The sequence below is a fragment of the Pseudoduganella umbonata genome, assembly GCF_014192225.1.
GTDB classification, from domain to species: Bacteria; Pseudomonadota; Gammaproteobacteria; order Burkholderiales; family Burkholderiaceae_D; genus Rugamonas; species Rugamonas umbonata.
Genome location: NZ_JACHXS010000016.1, coordinates 1 through 18,282 on the forward strand (window position 1 = coordinate 1; position 18,282 = coordinate 18,282).

The 18,282-nt window shown below is 62.8% G+C and carries 19 protein-coding genes; 11 read left to right on the top strand and 8 right to left on the bottom strand.

What is annotated here, in order from left to right; translation table 11 throughout:
* Positions 1-255 precede the first annotated feature (255 nt).
* The 3 genes from tfpB to FHS02_RS29075 form a co-directional block, all read right to left on the bottom strand.
* Complete coding sequence (gene tfpB, locus FHS02_RS29065; RefSeq protein WP_137314374.1) at positions 256-2,025, bottom strand: type IV pilus assembly ATPase TfpB; 1,770 nt, start codon at positions 2,023-2,025, stop codon at positions 256-258.
* 4 nt (positions 2,026-2,029) lie between these two features.
* Positions 2,030-2,851, bottom strand: coding sequence for a spermine/spermidine synthase domain-containing protein (locus FHS02_RS29070; RefSeq protein ID WP_137314373.1), 822 nt, complete (start codon positions 2,849-2,851; stop codon positions 2,030-2,032).
* A 176-nt stretch (positions 2,852-3,027) separates the two neighbouring features.
* Positions 3,028-3,546 carry a glycine zipper 2TM domain-containing protein gene (locus FHS02_RS29075; protein ID WP_137314372.1) on the bottom strand — a complete coding sequence of 173 codons (519 nt, stop codon included), beginning with the start codon at positions 3,544-3,546 and terminating at the stop codon, positions 3,028-3,030.
* A 552-nt stretch (positions 3,547-4,098) separates the two neighbouring features.
* Between FHS02_RS29075 and FHS02_RS29080 the strand changes: the two genes are divergently transcribed.
* From FHS02_RS29080 to FHS02_RS29100, 5 genes are all read left to right on the top strand, one after another.
* Positions 4,099-4,497, top strand: coding sequence for a barstar family protein (locus FHS02_RS29080; protein WP_137314371.1), 399 nt, complete (start codon positions 4,099-4,101; stop codon positions 4,495-4,497).
* Positions 4,498-4,608: 111 nt separating this feature from the next.
* Complete coding sequence (gene purN / locus FHS02_RS29085; RefSeq protein WP_137314370.1) at positions 4,609-5,253, top strand: phosphoribosylglycinamide formyltransferase; 645 nt, start codon at positions 4,609-4,611, stop codon at positions 5,251-5,253.
* A gap of 18 nt (positions 5,254-5,271) precedes the next feature.
* Entirely contained in the window at positions 5,272-6,579 is a 1,308-nt protein-coding gene (locus FHS02_RS29090) for an RsmB/NOP family class I SAM-dependent RNA methyltransferase (RefSeq protein WP_137314369.1), read from the top strand.
* Positions 6,576-7,892: a mechanosensitive ion channel family protein gene (locus FHS02_RS29095; protein WP_137314368.1), complete on the top strand. Its 1,317-nt coding sequence runs from the start codon at positions 6,576-6,578 to the stop codon at positions 7,890-7,892. The genes FHS02_RS29090 and FHS02_RS29095 overlap by 4 nt, the downstream gene beginning before the upstream one ends.
* Positions 7,893-7,984: 92 nt before the next feature.
* On the top strand, positions 7,985-9,190 hold the full coding sequence (locus FHS02_RS29100; protein ID WP_137314367.1) for a DesA family fatty acid desaturase: 1,206 nt from the start codon (positions 7,985-7,987) through the stop codon (positions 9,188-9,190).
* Between the two features lie 305 nt (positions 9,191-9,495).
* Here the strand turns inward: FHS02_RS29100 and rpmG are convergent, their stop codons facing one another.
* The 3 genes from rpmG to radC form a co-directional block, all read right to left on the bottom strand.
* Complete coding sequence (rpmG, locus tag FHS02_RS29105) at positions 9,496-9,663, bottom strand: 50S ribosomal protein L33 (protein ID WP_050411857.1); 168 nt, start codon at positions 9,661-9,663, stop codon at positions 9,496-9,498.
* A gap of 12 nt (positions 9,664-9,675) precedes the next feature.
* Positions 9,676-9,912 (bottom strand): 50S ribosomal protein L28, encoded by a 237-nt coding sequence (gene rpmB, locus FHS02_RS29110; protein ID WP_008451488.1) that lies wholly within the window; start codon positions 9,910-9,912, stop codon positions 9,676-9,678.
* A gap of 208 nt (positions 9,913-10,120) precedes the next feature.
* On the bottom strand, positions 10,121-10,795 hold the full coding sequence (gene radC, locus FHS02_RS29115; protein WP_137314366.1) for a RadC family protein: 675 nt from the start codon (positions 10,793-10,795) through the stop codon (positions 10,121-10,123).
* Positions 10,796-10,968: 173 nt separating this feature from the next.
* Between radC and FHS02_RS29120 the strand changes: the two genes are divergently transcribed.
* The 6 genes from FHS02_RS29120 (at position 10,969) to FHS02_RS29145 (ending at position 16,429) form a co-directional block, all read left to right on the top strand.
* Positions 10,969-11,412, top strand: coding sequence for an FKBP-type peptidyl-prolyl cis-trans isomerase (locus FHS02_RS29120; RefSeq protein ID WP_137314365.1), 444 nt, complete (start codon positions 10,969-10,971; stop codon positions 11,410-11,412).
* Between the two features lie 45 nt (positions 11,413-11,457).
* Positions 11,458-12,384, top strand: coding sequence for a 4-hydroxy-3-methylbut-2-enyl diphosphate reductase (ispH, locus tag FHS02_RS29125; protein WP_229422822.1), 927 nt, complete (start codon positions 11,458-11,460; stop codon positions 12,382-12,384).
* 349 nt (positions 12,385-12,733) lie between these two features.
* A complete protein-coding gene (locus tag FHS02_RS29130; RefSeq protein WP_137314363.1) occupies positions 12,734-13,663 on the top strand; it encodes a branched-chain amino acid ABC transporter permease in 930 nt (309 codons plus the stop codon).
* Positions 13,664-13,673: 10 nt separating this feature from the next.
* Positions 13,674-14,891 carry an ABC transporter permease subunit gene (locus FHS02_RS29135; protein ID WP_137314362.1) on the top strand — a complete coding sequence of 406 codons (1,218 nt, stop codon included), beginning with the start codon at positions 13,674-13,676 and terminating at the stop codon, positions 14,889-14,891.
* Positions 14,892-14,900: 9 nt separating this feature from the next.
* Positions 14,901-15,671, top strand: coding sequence for an ABC transporter ATP-binding protein (locus FHS02_RS29140; RefSeq protein WP_137314361.1), 771 nt, complete (start codon positions 14,901-14,903; stop codon positions 15,669-15,671).
* The gene (locus tag FHS02_RS29145) at positions 15,671-16,429 is read left to right on the top strand and encodes an ABC transporter ATP-binding protein (protein ID WP_137314360.1); all 759 of its coding nucleotides are present in this window, start codon (positions 15,671-15,673) and stop codon (positions 16,427-16,429) included. Before FHS02_RS29140 ends, FHS02_RS29145 begins: the two co-directional genes overlap by 1 nt.
* A gap of 100 nt (positions 16,430-16,529) precedes the next feature.
* Here the strand turns inward: FHS02_RS29145 and FHS02_RS29150 are convergent, their stop codons facing one another.
* Entirely contained in the window at positions 16,530-17,495 is a 966-nt protein-coding gene (locus FHS02_RS29150; protein WP_137317471.1) for a threo-3-hydroxy-L-aspartate ammonia-lyase, read from the bottom strand.
* 185 nt (positions 17,496-17,680) lie between these two features.
* Positions 17,681-18,259 carry a phasin family protein gene (locus tag FHS02_RS29155; protein WP_137314359.1) on the bottom strand — a complete coding sequence of 193 codons (579 nt, stop codon included), beginning with the start codon at positions 18,257-18,259 and terminating at the stop codon, positions 17,681-17,683.
* Positions 18,260-18,282: the final 23 nt, after the last annotated feature.

Consider the following 18,282-nt stretch of genomic DNA (forward strand, 5'->3'; position numbering starts at 1 on the left):
GGTGTCGCGAGCCGCTACCTGGCCAACTACACAGGCTGGCAACGCGTGCTTGATGCGGCGGTATTAACAACGCCGAGGCAGTGGCTCGGCGTTGCTGTGGAAAAATTCAGCGGATGAGTCCGGCACGTTGAGACAACAGAACGGACAACAGAACGGACAACAGAACGGGTAAAAAGTTCCGTGCCGACAGGAAATATCGAGCCAACGCGAACAGCGCCCTTTAAAAACTGCGCGGCTTCAAAAGTGCGCCATTGCTTAAACGAGCGATGCGGTCGCTTTCAGTACTTCCTCGGCGGTGGTCGCGCCTTCGATGATCTTCCAGGCGCCGGCGTTGCGCAGCGGTTTCATGCCATCGGCGATCGCCTGCCGGCGCAGCGCGCCGATATCGGTGTCTTCCCTGACGAGCGCATTGAATGCGGCGCTGACGGTCAGCAGCTCGTAGATGCCGGTGCGGCCGCGAAAACCCGTTTGCCGGCACTCGGGGCAGCCCACCGGGCGGTAGACCTGCTGCGGTTTTGGCAGCTTCCAGGCACCGCCGATGCCTTCCCAGATATCGTCCGCGAGCGCGCCGTCGGGCGCCTTGCAGTCGGCGCACAGCGTGCGCACCAGGCGCTGCGCCATGATGCCGATGATCGTTGCCTCCAGCAGGTAGTAAGGCACACCCAGTTCCAGCAGGCGCATCACGGCCGACGGCGCATCGTTCGTATGCAGCGTCGACAGCACCAGGTGACCCGTCAGCGCGGCCTGGATCGCCATTTCGGCCGTGGCCAGGTCGCGGATCTCGCCGACCATGATGATGTCCGGGTCTTGCCGCATCAGCGCGCGCACGCCGTCCGCGAACGACAGTTCGATGCCCGGCTGCACCTGCATCTGGTTGAACGATGCCTCCACCATCTCGATCGGGTCTTCCACGGTGCACACGTTGACTTCGGAAGTGGCCAGCGCCTTCAGCGTGGTGTACAGCGTGGTGGTCTTGCCCGAGCCGGTTGGGCCGGTGACGAGGATGATGCCGTGCGGCCGGCGCGTCAGCGCATCCCAGCGCGCCGCGTCCTCGGGCGGAAAGCCCAGTTCGGGCAGCGTCTTGACGACGACCTCGGGGTCGAAGATACGCATCACCAGTTTTTCGCCGAACGCGGTCGGCAGCGTGGACAGCCGCAGCTCGATTTCCTGGCCGCCGGCGGTGCGCGTCTTGATCCGGCCGTCCTGCGGGCGGCGCTTCTCGATCACGTCCATCCGTCCCAGCAGCTTGATGCGCGCGGTCATCGCGATCATGACCACGGCCGGCACCTGGTACACCTGGTGCAGCATGCCGTCGATGCGGAAGCGGATGTTGCCGATGTCGCGCTTCGGTTCCAGGTGGATGTCGGAGGCGCGCTGCTCGAACGCGTATTGCCACAGCCAGTCGACGATGTTGATCACGTGCTGGTCGTTGGCATCGACCTGACGGTTGCTCTTGCCCATTTCGACCAGCTGCTCGAAGTTGTTGCGCAGCGCGAGATCCTGGCCGGTGGACTTGTTGGCATCCCTGATCGACTTTGCCAGCGAAAAGAACTGCGACGTGTACTGGGCGATGTCGAGCGGGTTGGCGATCACGCGGCGGATCGAGCGGCGCGAGATCTTGGCGATCTCCGGTTCCCATTCGAGCGCGAACGGGTCGGCGGTGGCGACCGTCAGGGTGTCGGCCGTGATTTCCACCGGCAGGATGTTGAAGCGCGCCGCGTAGCTGGCCGACATCACGTCCGCCACGCGCGTGAAGTCCACCTTCAGCGGATCGATGCGGTACAGCGGCAGCCGGGCGCGCCCGGCCAGCCATTCGGTCAGCAGGTCCAGCGTCAATTGCCGGTGCGGCGCCTGGGCGGACAGGATCTTGCAATGCGCCACGGCGCATAGCGGATGCATCGCGCCGGCGGTATTGCGCAGGATGCCTTGCGCCTGCGTGTAGTGGGCCTTGACGCCGGATTTCTCGACCATGCCGTCGGCCAGCAGCCACGTGAAGATCTGTTGCAGGTCGAGTGTGCCGGCCATGGTGTCAGGCCTTTATCGAGGCAAGGCCCTTGACCCACGATTTCGCCGGCAGCCTGGTCTGCCCGTGGATTTCGCCGGCACGTTCGTCCAGGACGGGGATGTCGATCGGGCGGGCGCGCCTGAATGCCAGCGCGACCACGTTGCCTTCGTGGACTTCCGGCAGGCTGACCACCTGGGGGAAGGCGAACTTCATCGCCTTCAGGTTCCTTGCATAGCTGGGGTGGTCGCCGAACAGGTTGACGGTCATGATGCCGTCCTCGGTCAGGCAGGCGGCGCAGGCCGCATAGAATTCGGCGGAATCGAGTACCGGGCCGCGTGCCGTGGCGTCGTACAGGTCCACCTGCAGCGCATCGAGCGTGTTGTGGTTGGCGGCATCGTTGACGAAATCGAGCGCATCCATCTCCAGCACGCGCAGCCGCGCATCGTCGGGCGGCAGCTTGAACATCGACCGGCAAATCGCGATCACGTGCGGATTCAGCTCCACCGCGGTGACCTGCGCCTCGGGAAAGGCCTTGTAGCAGAATTTCGTCAGGGTGGCGGTGCCCAGGCCCAGTTGGGCAACGCTGCGCGGGGTGTCGATCCACAGCATCCACGCCATCATCTGCTGGGCATATTCCAGCTCGGGCCAGTCCGGCTTGCGGATACGCATCGCGCCTTGCACCCATTCGGTGCCGAAATGCAGGTAACGTACGCCATCCTGTTCGGACAGCGTGACCGGTGCGAATTTCGGCTTGTAGGGCGCCAGCTTGCGCGCGGCGGTCTTCGCCGCCGGCTTTGCAGGGCGGGACGATTCTTCTTTTTCGATGGATTTACGTTTGATCAGCATGGTGGGGTCCCGGTGGAGCCTTATTATCCCGCGTCGCTTTGTCCGGTAGCAAGCTTCCCGGCGACCGTCGGCAGCTACCGTTGCCAGCAATCGTTCTCCACCAATGCAAACTGCCGGCCCAAGGGCCGGCAGTTTGCTGTCTCGCATGCCACTTTCCGCATGCGCCGATCGAACGCTTACTGGATCGGCTCGACCGAAACGCGGAGGCGGACACGTTCGCCCGGGTCCTGCGACATATAGCTGGTGTAATTGCGGCCGCGATAGTCGTAGACGACTTCATAACCGGTGGTGCGCGATTCCCAGCTGTCGACAGTGCGGCATTGTTTCACCGCCTGTTCCTGCACGCCTGGCGGTACCGCATTCTGGTTGTCGACCCGGTCGCCGACCACTGCGCCGGCAATCGCGCCGGCTGCCGCCGCGGCGGTGCGGCCGCTGCCGCTGCCCACCTGGCTGCCCAGCAGCGCGCCGGCGATGCCGCCGACGATCGAGCCACCCACGCTGCGCTGCTGTTGTTGCTGTACCTGCACATACTCGGTACGGCATTCCTGCTGCGGCCGGTTGATCCGTTCCACCTGCGGCGTCACGCGCACGACACGGCCGTAGTCTTCGAAATCGGCGGCCTGCACGGCCGGCAGGGAACCGAGCAGCATGGCCGACAACATCAGTTTCGATGGCAACTGAGCTTGCAGTTTCATTTAAGGTACCTCTATCGGTGAATGTCCTGTTATCAGTGACCGACTGAGAAAAACAGGAAAATAAGTATTCGGCGGTTCAATGGTAACGCCGGCGAGCCTGGCGAATCTGGGCTTATGGCAACAAAATGTAACCCACGTCGATGCTTTGCCGGGCATTTGGTCCTGCGACGAGCCGGGAGGCGGATTGTCGGGAAGAGAGCTTAAAGCTGCCTGAAAATGACCGGTTTTTAACAAATCTTGCGCGCGCTGCCACATTAAAGTTGATTCACGCTGTACAACACGTTACCCTTACACTCTAGGGATCGAATTGACGGAGAGAAACGCGACTAGCGCTGCCGGTGCAGCGGCACGCCGCGCATCACGAGGTTGCAATGCCGTTTGCAATGCCGTTCGCAATGCCGTTCGCAATGCCATTCGCGTTGCAGTTCGCGTTGTAGTTCGCATTGTTGTACGCATTGTTGTTACATGCCTCGCAGTGTGCCGCAGTGTGCCTTGTATAGGTGCCTTCAATATAAAACACATACCGTACAACAGGTCGATTTTGAGGGAAAAATGAGTTTGTTCTTAACCGTGCCGCCCAACCTCGTTCAGTCCATCAGGGCATTCCGGATCGCTGAACTGCAAGAGGAGGCCGGCCGCCTTGGTCAGCATTTTTTATATGCGTATTGCAATGCCGGCCTGACCAAGCAGCAAGTGCTGGGCATCATTGCCGAATCCTTTCGGTTCCCCAAGCCCTGTGGCAAGAATTTCGATGCGCTGCGCACGACCCTGACGGAAACGCTGTTCCAGGCCGGAGAGCAGCCCGGCTTCGTGATCGTGCTCGAACAACTGCCCAATACCCAGAAATTCGACCGCGAAGCGCGTGAAACGCTGCTCGACGTATTCCGGGACGCCGCCGACTGGTGGGCTGAAAAGAAAGTCCCGTTCCGCGTATTCTATTCTTTTGAATAGCGCCGCGGCGGCCGCCTGAGGCGTTCCGCGCCGGCCCCTGGCGCCGCCGGCCGTTGGTCCGACGGTGGCCTGCCGTTGGTCCGGCCTTCCGCAGCGGGTACAATGTCGGCCATGAAAAACATCGTCATCCTCATTTCGGGCCGCGGCAGCAATATGGAAGCCGTGGTTCGCGCCGCCGAAGCGGAGCAGTGGCCAGCCCGAATCGCCGCCGTCATCAGCAATCGTGCCGATGCCAAAGGCCTGGAATTCGCCGCCGCGCGCGGCATTCCGACCGCCGTCGTACCGAACAAGGAGTACCCGACCCGCGAGGCATTCGATGCCGCGTTGCAGGCCGTCATCGACCGTTTCGCACCGGATCTCGTCGTGCTGGCCGGTTTCATGCGCATCCTGACGCCCGGGTTCGTCGAACACTACAGCGGCCGGATGCTGAATATCCACCCGTCGCTGCTGCCGCTGTTCCCCGGCCTGCATACGCACGAGGCAGCGCTGGCCGCCGGCCATGCGGAGCATGGCGCCACCGTGCACTTCGTTACCGCCGAGCTGGATCATGGGCCGATGGTGGACCAGGTGTCCGTGCCGGTGTTGCCGGGCGATACCGCCGACACGCTGGCGCAACGCCTGCTGGTGCAGGAACATGTGCTGTACCCGCGCGCCATACGCTGGTTCATCGAAGATAAACTGATTGTCGAGAACGGCCAGGTTTATGGCCCCCATCGTCCACGCGATTCGGCCGCCCCGGCCACGTCCGCGAACTAATTCATCACCAGGATTCCCATGAGATTGCCTCCAGCAGTACTCGCCAGCGCCGAAGAAGTGCTGCGCGAGATCTTGCGCTTTGCCGCGCCGGCCGACACCACGTTGTCCCGTTACTTCAAGGATCATCCCCGCCTCGGCGGCCGCGAGCGCGGTGCCATCGCCGAATGCATCTATGCGGTGCTCCGTAACAAGAATTTCTTTACCGAGTTTTCCGAGCCGAACGGCGGCGCGACCATGCGCCGCCTGACGTTGCTGGGCCTGGCCGATGCCGTCGGCATCGACGCGCTGCCCGGCCTGTCGGAGGAGGAGGTCGAGTGGCTGACGCGAATGAGGGACATCGACCGCTCGCTGCTGCACAAGTCGCTGCGCACCAATATGCCGAAATGGCTGTGGGAAAAGCTTGCCGAGCAATACGGCGAAGAAGAAGCGCTGCAGCTTGCCGATGCGCTGAACACGCCGGCGCCGCTGGACCTGCGCGTGAACGCGCTGAAGGCGGACCGCGACAAGGTCATCGAGCAACTGGCCCAGGCACCGATCGTTGCCACGGCCACGCCGTTCGCGCCGCTGGGCCTGCGCGTGCTGAAGAAGCCGCAACTGCAGAACCTGCCGCTGTTCAAGGAAGGCGCGATCGAAGTGCAGGACGAAGGCAGCCAGGTGCTGGCGCAGATCCTGGGTGCGCGCCGCGGCGAGATGGTGGTCGACTTTTGCGCCGGTGCCGGCGGCAAGACGCTGGCACTGGGTGCGCAGATGCGCAACACCGGCCGCCTATATGCGTTCGACGTGTCGGAAAAGCGTCTGGCCAAGCTGAAGCCGCGGCTGGCGCGCTCGGGCCTGTCGAACGTGCATCCGGTGGCGATCGCGCACGAACGCGATGCGAAGATCAAGCGCCTGGCCGGCAAGATCGACCGCGTGCTGGTCGACGCGCCATGCTCCGGCATGGGCACGCTGCGCCGCAACCCGGACGTCAAGTGGCGCCAGCCGGTCGAGGCGATTGCCGAGATGCACGAGAAGCAGGTGTCGATCCTCGATGGCGCCGCGCGCCTGGTAAAGGCCGGCGGCCGCCTCGTCTACGCGACGTGCAGCCTGCTGAAGGAAGAGAACGATGCCGTGGCGGAGCAGTTCATCGCCGGCCATCCGGACTTCCAGCTGGTGCCGATGAGCCAGGTGCTGGCCGAACAGAAGATCGACCTGGACATGGGCGACTACCTGAAACTGCTGCCGCACAAGCACCAGACGGATGGCTTCTTTGCCGCCGTGTTCGAACGCAAGCCGATGGCCAAGGCGGCGCCGGCCGCTGAACCTGCCGAAGAGGCCGAAGAGGAATGAAGCAGATCCCGCTGTCGGCATTGTGGAACGACCTGCTGGGCGACCTGCGTGATCCGGGCCTGATGTGGCAGCTGGGAGCGCTGGCCCTGTCGGTGGGGCTGGGATGGATGCTGTCGCGGCTGGTGCTGTCCCGGCTCGGGAGGAGCGCAGAGCGTACCGCCATGGCGCGGTTTGGCGTGGAGAGTTTTGCCCGCGTGATCGGGCCGCTGGCCATCGTCCTGCTGCTGTGGCTGTCGCAGATCGTGCTGGGGCGCTGGTATCACGTGAACCTGCTGAAGGTGGCGCTGCCGATCTGGGGCTCGCTGGCGGTGATCCGGCTGACGTTCTACCTGCTGCGGCGGGTGTTTGCACGCCGCGGCGAAATCGGCGCGGCGATGCTGACGTTCGAGAAGATCTTCCAGCTGGTGGTGTGGGGCGCGTTCGCGCTGTACATCACCGGTTATTGGGACGACATCTACCGTTATCTCGACAGCATGACGCTGCACCTGGGCAAGAACAAGGTGACGGCGGCGGAAATCCTGCAGGGCATCGTCTCGGTCGTCGTCACGCTGGTGCTGGCGATGTGGGCCGGCGCGGCGCTGGAAGAACGGCTGATGGGCGTGGATACGCTCAATTCAAATGTGCGGGTGGTGCTGGCACGGATCGGCCGCGCGCTGCTGATCGTGTTTGCCGTGCTGTTCAGCCTGAACCTGGTGGGCATCGACCTGACCGTGCTGTCCGTGTTCGGCGGCGCGCTGGGCGTCGGCCTGGGTCTCGGCCTGCAGAAGATCGCCAGCAATTACGTGTCCGGCTTCATCATCCTGCTGGACCGCAGCCTGCAGATCGGCGACATGATCACCGTCGACAAGTTCAGCGGCCGGGTGGCGCGGATCAACACGCGCTACACGGTGCTGGCGGGGCTGGACGGCGTGGAATCGATCGTGCCGAACGAGATGTTCGTGTCGAGCCCGGTCCAGAACACCACGTTGACGAACAAGGAAGTATGGATCGGCACGAAGGTGTCGGTGGCGTATGACACGGATCTCGACTACGCGCTGAAGTTGCTGGAAGATGCGGCCGCATCGGTGCCGCGGGTGCTGAAGTCGCGCCCGCCGGGCGCCACGCTGCTCAACTTCGGTGCCGACGGCCTGGAGCTGCAGGTGGGCTTCTGGATCGGCGATCCGGAAAACGGCCGCGGCGGCGTCACGTCCGATGTCAACCGGGCCATCTGGAAAGCCTTGAAGGACCACCAGATATCGGTGCCGTTCCCGCAGCGGGAGATGCGCATCATCGGACAATTGCCGATCCCCGAAATACCACATGACGTTAAGTAATCGTCGCGCCTGTCCCGGACGAATGCGCGTACAATTGACGGTAACGTCTGCTGGCGATGCGCAAGATTTCCGCGCGACTGGAAATCATTTGAATGGATGGAACTAGTTTGAACGCTGTCTTGGACTTCCTGACGCATGGCATCACCGGTCTGTCGAACTGGCAAACCGTTCTCTATACGCTGATCGTCACCCACATTACGATCGCGGCCGTCACGATCTATCTGCACCGCCACCAGGCGCACCGCGCGCTGGAGCTGCACGCGATCCCGAGCCACTTCTTCCGTTTCTGGCTGTGGCTGACCACGGGCCAGGTCACGAAGGAATGGGCAGCGGTCCACCGCAAGCACCATGCCAAGTGCGATACCGAGGAAGATCCGCACAGCCCCGTGACCCGCGGCATCAAAAAAGTTTTCTGGGAAGGCGCCGAGCTGTACCGCGCTGAAACGAAAAACAAGGAAACGCTCGACAAGTACGGCCATGGCACGCCGGACGACTGGATGGAGCGCAACCTGTACACGAAATACAGCTGGCAGGGCGTGGCGCTGCTGCTGATCCTGAACGTCATGCTGTTCGGTGCCAAGGGCCTGACCGTGTGGGCCGTGCAGATGCTGTGGATTCCCATCACCGCCGCCGGCATCATCAACGGCATCGGCCACTACTGGGGCTACCGCAACTTCGACTGCTCGGATGCTGCCACCAACATCATTCCTTGGGGCATCATCATCGGCGGCGAAGAGCTGCACAACAACCACCATACGTATGCGACGTCGGCCAAGCTGTCGTCCAAGTGGTATGAGTTCGACATCGGCTGGGGCTATATCCGCATGATGGAAATGGTCGGCCTAGCAAAAGTGAAGAAGCTTCCGCCGAAGCCCAAGTTCGCTGCCGCCAAGCTGCAGGCCGACATCGAAACGCTGCAGGCCGTGATCGCCAACCGCTACGACGTGATGGCCAAGTACGCCAAGTCGGTCAAGCATGCTTGGGACGAGGAAGTGGAGCACCTGAAGCACAAGGCGCAGCTGGAATCGGGCGTGCTGAAATCTGCCCGCAAGGCCATGCAGCGCGAACCGGCGAAGCTGGAAGCGGTGCAAAAGGCGCATCTGACCGAGCTGTTCCAGCACAGCAAGGCGCTGGAAACGATGCACAATATGCGCGTCGAACTGGGCGTGATCTGGGAACGCTCGCACTTCACCCGTGAGGAGCTGGTCCACAAGCTGCAGGACTGGTGCCAGCGCGCCGAGGCGTCCGGCATCAAGGCACTGCAGGACTTCTCGCTGCGGCTGCGCAGCTACGCTTGATCTGACAGCACTTCATGAAACGGCCCTTTGGGGCCGTTTTTATTTGCGCCCGTAAAACATTTCCTAAAACTGGGGTCTGACCCCGGTTTCAGGAAATGTTTCTGGACCCGGGACAGTCCCCCTGAGAGGGACTGTCCCCGCGGAGGGGACAGTCCCCATGAGTTTTACAACAGTCCAAGTCTGGACCCGGGACAGTCCCCCTGAGAGGGACTGTCCCCGCGGAGGGGACAGTCCCCATGAGTTTTACAACAGTCCAGATGCAAAAAAGCCGCTCGAGAGCGGCTTTTTTATTGGAGCAAGATCGATTACTTGATCTTGGTTTCCTTGTACGTCACGTGCTTGCGTGCTTTGGGATCGAACTTCATGATCTCCATTTTGCCAGGCATCGTGCGCTTGTTCTTGGTCGTGGTGTAGAAGTGACCCGTGCCAGCGGTCGATTCCAGCTTGATTTTGTCGCGGCCAGTTTTTGCCATGATAGCTCCCTATTAGACTTTTTCGCCACGAGCGCGCATGTCGGCCAGGACGGCGTCGATGCCGACCTTGTCGATCACGCGCAGACCGGCGTTGGACAGACGCAGGGAGACCCAGCGGTTTTCAGATTCAACGAAGATGCGGCGGTTCTGCAGGTTCGGCAGGAAACGGCGCTTCGTCTTGTTGTTTGCATGGGAAACGTTGTTGCCGACCATCGGCTTCTTCCCAGTGACTTGGCAAACACGTGCCATGTTGCACTCCTTAAAATTACTTCCGAATTCGGAAAAACAGCAGTGTATCTAAAAAACTGAGCTTTTTCAATCACTTGGGAAAAACAATTGTGTCATAAGATTCGAGAAAAATTTAACATTTGCGGGGGTAGATACTTCCGGATCTGCCTTCCTGCGCCGAAGTCCTTGATATCTAACGGTAAACGCCAAGCGGGTGGGGCGCGAATCGTTACATCTGGCCGTTTTCCGCGAACGAATGCACGCGATGTCCGGCCACAACGAAATGATCGAGGATGCGGATGTCGACCAGCGCCAGCGCCTGCACCAGCGCGCGTGTCAGCAGCAGGTCCGCTTCGCTGGGTTCCGGCGTGCCGGACGGATGGTTATGCGCCAGCATCACGCTGGCGGCGTTGCGGCTCAGCGCCTCGCGCACCACTTCCCGGGGATAGACACTGGTATGCGTCAGCGTGCCGCGAAACAGTTCGCGCGCCGCGATCAGCCGGTTGCGCACGTCCAGGAACAGCACGTGGAACGATTCGTAGGGCCGGCCGGCCATCGCCAGGCGCAGGTACTGCTTGGCGGCCTGTGGCGAGCAGATCGATTCGCCGGACAGCATTTCGTCGCTGATCGCGCGCCGCGCCAGTTCGATCACCGCATTCAGTTGCGCATACTTGGCCGGACCCAGGCCCGGCACGGCGGTGAAGTCCTTCAGGCTTGCGCGCAGCAGGGCATGCAGCGAGCCGAAGTGCCGGACCATGTCGCCGGCCAGTTCGACGGCATTCTTGCCGCGCATGCCCACGCGCAGGAAAACGGCCAGCAGTTCCGCGTCGGACAAGGCCTGCGCGCCTTCGCGGATCAACCGTTCGCGCGGGCGCTGGTGCGCCGGCCAGTTCGAGATGCTCATGCTTTGACTCCCCTCGCTTGATCGGACGGCCATTATCCGGGCCGGCGCGCCGGGCCATACTGATATGGCGAAGACATGGGAAGACTTGTCGAGCAGGCCGCGCAGACTCCTGGGGCCAAGCTGGCTTACAATACCGGTTTGCCCAGCTTATTGCCCGCAATCCGGGTCACATCATGTCGAACGTCGTCACTCCTTCCGCGTATCTCACCCTGCATTACCGCCTGGCCCAGCTGGACGGTACCGACATCGTTTCCACCTTCGACGGCAATCCGGCCACGCTGATGCTCGGTTCCGGCCAGCTGGCGCCGGTGCTGGAAGAGTTGCTGCTCGGCCTGCCCGAAGGTACCCATAAAACCTTCGACCTGGAACCGGGCGTGGCCTTCGGCCCGCGCAACCCTGAATTGATCCGCTCTGTCACGCGGGCCACGCTGGACGAGAATTCGGTGCCCGGCGCCGAGTACCGCGTGGGCGACCTGGTCGACTTCGCCGCACCGGGCGGCGGCCGCTTTTCCGGCATCCTGCGCGAATTGCATGACGATGCCGCCATCTTCGACTTCAATCACCCGCTGGCCGGCCAGCCGGTGCGCTTCGAAGTGAACCTGATTTCCGTCCTGTAGCCGATGAACGAGCCGATGAACGAGCCGATGAGCGCCGCCATGCAAATTGATAAAGAAATCCTCCTGGCCCAGCCGCGCGGCTTTTGCGCGGGCGTCGACCGCGCGATCGAGATCGTCGAGCGCGCCCTGCAGCAGTTCGGCGCGCCGATCTACGTGCGGCACGAAATCGTGCACAACGCCTATGTCGTCGAAGACCTGCGCTCCAAGGGCGCGATCTTCATCGAAGACCTGGACGATGTCCCGGCCGGTAACACACTGGTGTTTTCCGCGCACGGCGTGTCGAAGGCGGTGCGCGCCGAGGCGGAAGCGCGCGGCCTGTCGATCTTCGACGCCACCTGCCCGCTGGTGACGAAGGTGCACGTGGAAGTGGCCAAGATGCGCAAGTCCGGCTGCGAGATCATCATGATCGGCCACGACGGCCACCCGGAAGTGGAAGGCACGATGGGCCAGGCCGAAGAGGGCATGCACCTGGTGGAAACCATCGACGATGTCGCGAAACTGCAGGTCAGCAATCCAGAAAACCTGGCCTACGTTTCGCAGACCACGCTGTCGGTGGATGACACTGCCGAGATCATCGAAGCGCTGAAGGCGCGCTTCCCGGCCATCCAGGAACCGAAGAAGGGCGACATCTGCTATGCCACCACCAACCGCCAGGAAGCGGTGAAGTTCATGGCGCCGCAGGTGGAGGTCGTCGTCGTCGTGGGCAGCCCGAACAGCTCGAACTCGAACCGCCTGCGCGAAGTGGCCCGCAAGATGGGCACGCCGGCCTACATGGTGGACCGGGCGGACCAGATCGACCCCGCCTGGCTCGACGGTCACCGGCGCATCGGCGTCACGGCCGGCGCCTCGGCGCCCGAAGTCCTGGTCCAGGCCGTCATCGACCGGCTGAAGGAGCTGGGTGCGAAGAGTGTCCGGCCGCTGGAAGGCGTGGAGGAGAACGTCACGTTCCCGCTGCCGAAGGGCCTGGTTTGATCGTGTCGTGCATCCGGCATGTTATAAACTGAATATTGTTCAGCGTTGCCGCGATTTTTCCACGCGTAGTTTTCAGCCGGAATCGTTATGATGGCGGGAAAATCAGCATTCTTGCCGATCAGACTTCTTTTTAACCGGCTTCCGGGAGGCGTGCGGAAGTAGTAGGATGCAGGCCCGCATTGTGCGTCGATACGTACAATGACGGTAAAGGACAGCGGCGCCGGAAAGGCGCCATGCGGCGGCACTGCGGGGCTATCCTCCGGGTGCCGTTTTTGTTACGCGGCGGCAGGCGAAACACGTCCTGCCGGCGCATGAATCGAGCCGATCACAAGGCCGGAACAGGGGAGCGATGGATACCTTCATCCAACAAATTATCAATGGGCTCGTTCTGGGCAGCATGTATGCACTGGTAGCGCTGGGCTACACGATGGTGTACGGCGTGCTGAACCTGATTAACTTCGCCCATGGCGACGTGCTGATGATCGGCGCCATGATCGGCCTGACGATCCTGAATATCCTCGGCGCCCATTTCCCTGAAATGAACGGCTGGCTGCAGCTGGGCATTGCGATCCTGGGCGCCATTCCCGGCTGCATCATCGTCAACGTGCTGATCGAACGCATCGCCTACCGCCGCCTGCGCAACGCGCCGCGCCTGGCGCCGCTGATCACGGCGATCGGCATGTCGATCCTGCTGCAAACCTTCGCCATGATGATCTGGGGCCGCAACCCGCTGCCGTTCCCGCAACTGCTGCCGGCCGATCCGATCGCCGTCGGCGGCGCCGTCATCAGCGTCACGCAGGTGCTGCTGCTGGCCCTGGCCGCGCTGTCGATGTGCGGCCTGGTGCTGCTGGTCGAGAAAACCAAGATGGGCCGGGCGATGCGCGCCGTGGCGGAAAACCCGCGCGTGGCGGGCCTGATGGGCGTCGACTCGAACCGCGTGATTGTCTACACGTTCGCGATCGGCGCCGCGCTGGCCGCCGTGGCGGGCGTGATGTGGGGTGCCAACTACGCTTCGATCCAGTTCGCCATGGGCACGATTCCCGGCCTGAAGGCGTTCTGCGCCGCGGTGCTGGGCGGCATCGGCAACATCTACGGCGCGATGATCGGCGGTATCGTGCTGGGCATCATCGAAAGCCTGGGCGCCGGCTACATCGGCGACCTGACCGGTGGCTTCCTCGGCAGCCACTACCAGGACATCTTCGCCTTCATCGTGCTGATCCTGGTGCTGACGGTGCGCCCGTCCGGCATCATGGGCGAACGCGTGGCCGACCGCGCTTAAGGAGTCCGACATGGCACTGCTCACTTTCGACACCTCGCGCGATCCGAAGAAGGCCTACACCAGCATGGCGCTGCTGCTGGCCGTAATGCTGGTCTTTCCGTTCATCGCCCAGAACTTCGGCAACTCGTGGGTACGCATCGCCGACCTGGCGCTGCTGTACATCATGCTGGCACTGGGCCTGAACATCGTGGTCGGCTTTGCCGGCCTGCTGGACCTGGGCTATATCGCGTTCTATGCGGTGGGCGCCTACCTGACCGGCCTGCTGGCTTCGCCCCAGTTCGCCACGCTGCTCGAATCGGTCATCATGCTGCACCCGGCGTTCGGGGAAACGCTGGTGGCGATCCTCGGCGAGGAGATCCGCACCAACGGCATCCACCTGTCCGTGTGGTTCATCGTACCGCTCGCCGCGGCGCTGGCCGGGCTGTTCGGCGCCATCCTCGGCGCGCCCACGCTGAAGCTGCGCGGCGACTACCTGGCGATCGTCACGCTGGGCTTTGGCGAGATCATCCGGATCTTCATGAACAACCTGAACGATCCGATCAACTTCACCAACGGTCCGCAGGGCATCAACCTGATCGACCCGATCCGGGTATTCGGCGTGGACCTGGCCGGCGAGCAGGGCTCGGGCGCGATGGTCTCCATCGGCGCCTGGCAGCTCCCTTCCGTCAACGCCTACTACTTCCTGTTCCTGTTCCTGTGCATCGCCACGATCTTCATCACCGCGCGCCTGCAGCATTCGCGGCTGGGCCGCGCCTGGGTGGCGATCCGCGAAGATGAAATCGCCGCCAAGGCCATGGGCATCAACACGCGCAACGTCAAATTGCTGGCGTTCTCGATGGGCGCCTCGTTCGGCGGCGTGGCCGGCGCCATGTTCGCCGCGTTCCAGGGCTTCGTGTCGCCGGAGTCGTTCTCGCTGACCGAATCGATCGCCGTGCTGGCGATGGTGGTGCTGGGCGGTATCGGCCACATTCCCGGCGTGGTGCTGGGCGGCCTGCTGCTGGCGGCGCTGCCGGAAGTGCTGCGCCATGTCGTCGAACCGGTGCAGATGCAACTGTTCGGCAAGGTGCTGATCGAGGCGGAAGTGCTGCGCCAGCTGCTGTACGGCCTGGCACTGGTGCTGATCATGCTGGTCCGCCCGGCGGGGTTGTGGCCGTCACCGAAGCACGAGGATCGCCCGGACGGCGATTCCGATACCAAGGGCAAGGCGACCGGCGTCGTGGCAGCGTAAGGAAAACAGATGAGCGAAGAAGTCATCCTGAACATCCAGGGCGTCAATAAACGGTTCGGCGGGTTGCAGGCGCTGACGGACGTCCGCATCAACATCAAGCGCGGCCAGATCTATGGCCTGATCGGCCCGAACGGCGCCGGCAAGACCACGTTCTTCAACGTGATCACCGGCCTGTACCAGCCCGATACGGGCACTTTCGAACTGGCCGGCAAGCCGTACTCGCCGTCCGCCCCCCATGCGGTGGCGAAGGCGGGCATTGCGCGCACATTCCAGAACATCCGCCTGTTCGGCGAAATGACGGCGCTGGAAAACGTGATGGTGGGGCGCCACGTGCGCACGCACCAGGGCGTGTTCGGCGCGGTCTTCCGCCACAAGGCCGCGCGCGACGAGGAAAAGGCGATCCGCATCCGCGCCCAGGAATTGCTCGATTTCGTCGGCATCGGCCAGTTCGCCAGCCGCACGTCGAAATACCTGTCGTACGGCGACCAGCGCCGCCTGGAAATCGCCCGCGCGCTGGCCACCGATCCGCAACTGCTGGCGCTGGACGAACCTGCCGCCGGCATGAACGCGACGGAAAAGCTGGCGCTGCGCGAGCTGCTCGTCAAGATCAAGGCCGAAGGCAAGACCGTGCTGCTGATCGAACACGACGTGAAGCTGATGATGGGCCTGTGCGACCGCATCAGCGTGCTCGAATACGGCAAGCTGATCGCCGAAGGCCTGCCACACGAAATACAAAGCAACCAGGCCGTCATCGACGCCTATCTGGGAGGGTCGCATTGATGGTAGCAACCGATCTGGCCGCGGCGCATCCGGCGGCCGCGAAGAATGTGCTGAAGATCGACGGCCTGCAGGTCGCCTACGGCGGCATCAAGGCTGTCAAGGGCATCGACCTGGAAGTGAACGAGGGCGAGCTGGTCACGCTGATCGGCGCGAACGGTGCCGGCAAGACCACCACGCTGAAGGCGATCACCGGCACGCTGCCGGCCTGCAAGGTGGAGGGCACGATTTCCTACCTGGGCCAGCCGCTGCGGGGCCTGCAGAGCTTCCAGCTGGTCGAAAAGAAGCTGGCGATGGTGCCGGAAGGGCGGGGCGTCTTCACGCGGATGACGATCCTGGAAAACCTGATGATGGGCGCCTACACGCGGGACGACAAGGCCGGCATCGAGGCCGATATCGCCAAGTGGTTCGACATCTTCCCGCGCCTGAAGGAACGCGCCGGCCAGCTGGCCGGTACGCTGTCCGGCGGCGAGCAGCAGATGCTGGCGATGGCGCGCGCGCTGATGTGCCACCCGCACCTGCTGCTGCTGGACGAGCCGTCGATGGGACTGTCGCCGATCATGGTCGACAAGATCTTCGAAGTGATCCGCGACGTCTCGCAGCAGGGCATCACGATCCTGCTGGTGGAGCAGAACGCCAAGCTGGCATTGCAGGCGGCCGACCGCGGCTACGTGATGGATTCCGGCGCGATCACGATGACCGGCAATGCCGACGACATGCTGCACGACCCGCGCGTCAAGGCCGCCTACCTGGGCGAATAATCCCCTGACAAAACCAGTGACAACAAAACCGGTGACAGGCTCCTATTAATTTGAAATATTTCAAAAAAACCGGAGCCTGTCACCGGTTTTGGGGCTGCTTTCAGCCGGCCAGTTCGGCGAAGCGGGGCAGGTCGACGTTGCCGCCGCTGATGATGATGCCCACCTTCTTGCCGCGCAGCTGTTCGCCCAGCGCGCGGGCGGCGGCCAGGCCGAGGCAGCCGGTGGGTTCGACGATCATCTTCATCCGGCTGGCGAAAAAGCGCATTTCGTCCACCAGCTGGGCATCGGTTACCGTGAGGATGTCGTCCACGTCGCGCCGCAGGATCGGGAACGTCAGGTTGCCCAGGTGCTGCGTCTGGGCGCCGTCGGCAATGGTTTTCGGGGTATCGATGTGGACAATGGCGCCGCTGCGGAACGACTGCTGGCCGTCGTTGCCCGCCATCGGCTCCACGCCGTACAGCCTGGTTTTCGGCGACAGTGCCCGCGTCGCCAGTGCCGTGCCGGACAGCAGCCCGCCGCCGCCTAGCGGCACGAACAGATAGTCCAGCTCGCCCACTTCCTCGAACAGTTCCTTTGCCGCCGTGCCCTGGCCGGCGATCACGTCGGCATGGTCATACGGCGGAATCAGCGTCAGGCCATGCCTGGCGGCCAGTTCGCGGCCGATCTGTTCGCGGTCTTCGGTATAGCGGTCGTAGGTCACTACCGTGGCGCCATAGCCGCGTGTGGCGGCGACCTTTGCCGCCGGCGCATCGAGCGGCATGACGATCGTGGCGGGAATACCCAGTAGCCTGGCCGACAGCGCGATCGCCTGAGCATGGTTACCGGAAGAGAAGGCCACGACGCCGGCCTTGCGCTGGTCCGCATCGAGCTTCGCCAGCGCATTGAATCCACCGCGGAACTTGAAGGCACCCGTGCGCTGGAAATTCTCGGCCTTGAAGTACAGATGCGCACCCAGCTGTTCATCGGCGGTACGCGACGTCAGCACCGGCGTGCGGTGCGCATGCCCGGCAAGACGGCCGGCGGCGGCCACTACGTCTTCATAGGCGGGAAGCTTCGGTTCAGTCATCATCGTCCTCTCGTCGAGATAAATATACAGATTATCTGATTCTGGAAAATATGTATAGAACGACGGCCAAAAAAAGCCCCGAACGCGTCGGGGCATGCGAAGACATCCGCTGAGAGGATCCACGGATGCCGAGGAGACCTTGATACAGCGATGCTTTCAGTGCGCCGGCGCTGCCGGCGCGGGTATTACGCGGCAGCGGCAGCCGAGTTGGCGGCGGTCGGTGCGGATTTGACGGCGGCGGTGAACTGGTTCACGGCGGCGTTCACGTTGGCTTCGTAGGCTTCGGCAGCCTGCTTGGCGGTACGGGTGAACTGCTCGTAGCCGGCGTTGGCGCTGCCCAGTGCGGATTTGAACAGGGCCACGGCGTTTTCGCTGCCGGCCGGTGCGTTCTTGCTCACTTCGTCGACCAGCGAGATGATCTTGCGGTTCGTTTCCAGGATCTGCGCTTCGATGGCTTTCGAGAATTCGGAAGCGGTGCTCTGGGCGATCGATGCCAGGTGGCGGCTGTAGGCGATGGCTTTCTCGGCACTCGGCTGGGCCTGCGCGGTGCTCAGCGAGAAGAACTCCTGCGGATCCTTGGCGGACAGCAGCTGCTTCGCGGCAGCGGAGGAATCTTCCAGGGAGGCCTTGGCGGCGGTCAGGTTCAGGTCGACGAGCTTTTCAACGCCTTCGAACGTCTTGTTCGTCAGAGAGGAGAAAATCGCGAATTGGCTTTCGAAATTCGCCTTGGTCGCATTGGAAAATTGCTCAGGAATCGAAAACATGTAGTTCTCCAGAAATTAAAATC

What these genes read in the sequence shown, in the direction of transcription:
- FHS02_RS29145 (WP_137314360.1), top strand. Translation starts at nt 15,671, where the DNA reads ATGGTAGCAACCGATCTGGCCGCGGCGCATCCGGCGGCCGCGAAGAAT.
- FHS02_RS29100 (WP_137314367.1), top strand. Translation starts at nt 7,985, where the DNA reads ATGGATGGAACTAGTTTGAACGCTGTCTTGGACTTCCTGACGCATGGC.
- FHS02_RS29120 (WP_137314365.1), top strand. Translation starts at nt 10,969, where the DNA reads ATGTCGAACGTCGTCACTCCTTCCGCGTATCTCACCCTGCATTACCGC.
- FHS02_RS29135 (WP_137314362.1), top strand. Translation starts at nt 13,674, where the DNA reads ATGGCACTGCTCACTTTCGACACCTCGCGCGATCCGAAGAAGGCCTAC.
- FHS02_RS29095 (WP_137314368.1), top strand. Translation starts at nt 6,576, where the DNA reads ATGAAGCAGATCCCGCTGTCGGCATTGTGGAACGACCTGCTGGGCGAC.
- radC (WP_137314366.1), bottom strand. Translation starts at nt 10,795, where the DNA reads ATGAGCATCTCGAACTGGCCGGCGCACCAGCGCCCGCGCGAACGGTTG.
- rpmG (WP_050411857.1), bottom strand. Translation starts at nt 9,663, where the DNA reads ATGGCAAAAACTGGCCGCGACAAAATCAAGCTGGAATCGACCGCTGGC.
- FHS02_RS29150 (WP_137317471.1), bottom strand. Translation starts at nt 17,495, where the DNA reads ATGACTGAACCGAAGCTTCCCGCCTATGAAGACGTAGTGGCCGCCGCC.
- FHS02_RS29070 (WP_137314373.1), bottom strand. Translation starts at nt 2,851, where the DNA reads ATGCTGATCAAACGTAAATCCATCGAAAAAGAAGAATCGTCCCGCCCT.
- FHS02_RS29090 (WP_137314369.1), top strand. Translation starts at nt 5,272, where the DNA reads ATGAGATTGCCTCCAGCAGTACTCGCCAGCGCCGAAGAAGTGCTGCGC.
- FHS02_RS29155 (WP_137314359.1), bottom strand. Translation starts at nt 18,259, where the DNA reads ATGTTTTCGATTCCTGAGCAATTTTCCAATGCGACCAAGGCGAATTTC.
- FHS02_RS29080 (WP_137314371.1), top strand. Translation starts at nt 4,099, where the DNA reads ATGAGTTTGTTCTTAACCGTGCCGCCCAACCTCGTTCAGTCCATCAGG.
- rpmB (WP_008451488.1), bottom strand. Translation starts at nt 9,912, where the DNA reads ATGGCACGTGTTTGCCAAGTCACTGGGAAGAAGCCGATGGTCGGCAAC.
- FHS02_RS29140 (WP_137314361.1), top strand. Translation starts at nt 14,901, where the DNA reads ATGAGCGAAGAAGTCATCCTGAACATCCAGGGCGTCAATAAACGGTTC.
- purN (WP_137314370.1), top strand. Translation starts at nt 4,609, where the DNA reads ATGAAAAACATCGTCATCCTCATTTCGGGCCGCGGCAGCAATATGGAA.
- FHS02_RS29075 (WP_137314372.1), bottom strand. Translation starts at nt 3,546, where the DNA reads ATGAAACTGCAAGCTCAGTTGCCATCGAAACTGATGTTGTCGGCCATG.
- FHS02_RS29130 (WP_137314363.1), top strand. Translation starts at nt 12,734, where the DNA reads ATGGATACCTTCATCCAACAAATTATCAATGGGCTCGTTCTGGGCAGC.
- tfpB (WP_137314374.1), bottom strand. Translation starts at nt 2,025, where the DNA reads ATGGCCGGCACACTCGACCTGCAACAGATCTTCACGTGGCTGCTGGCC.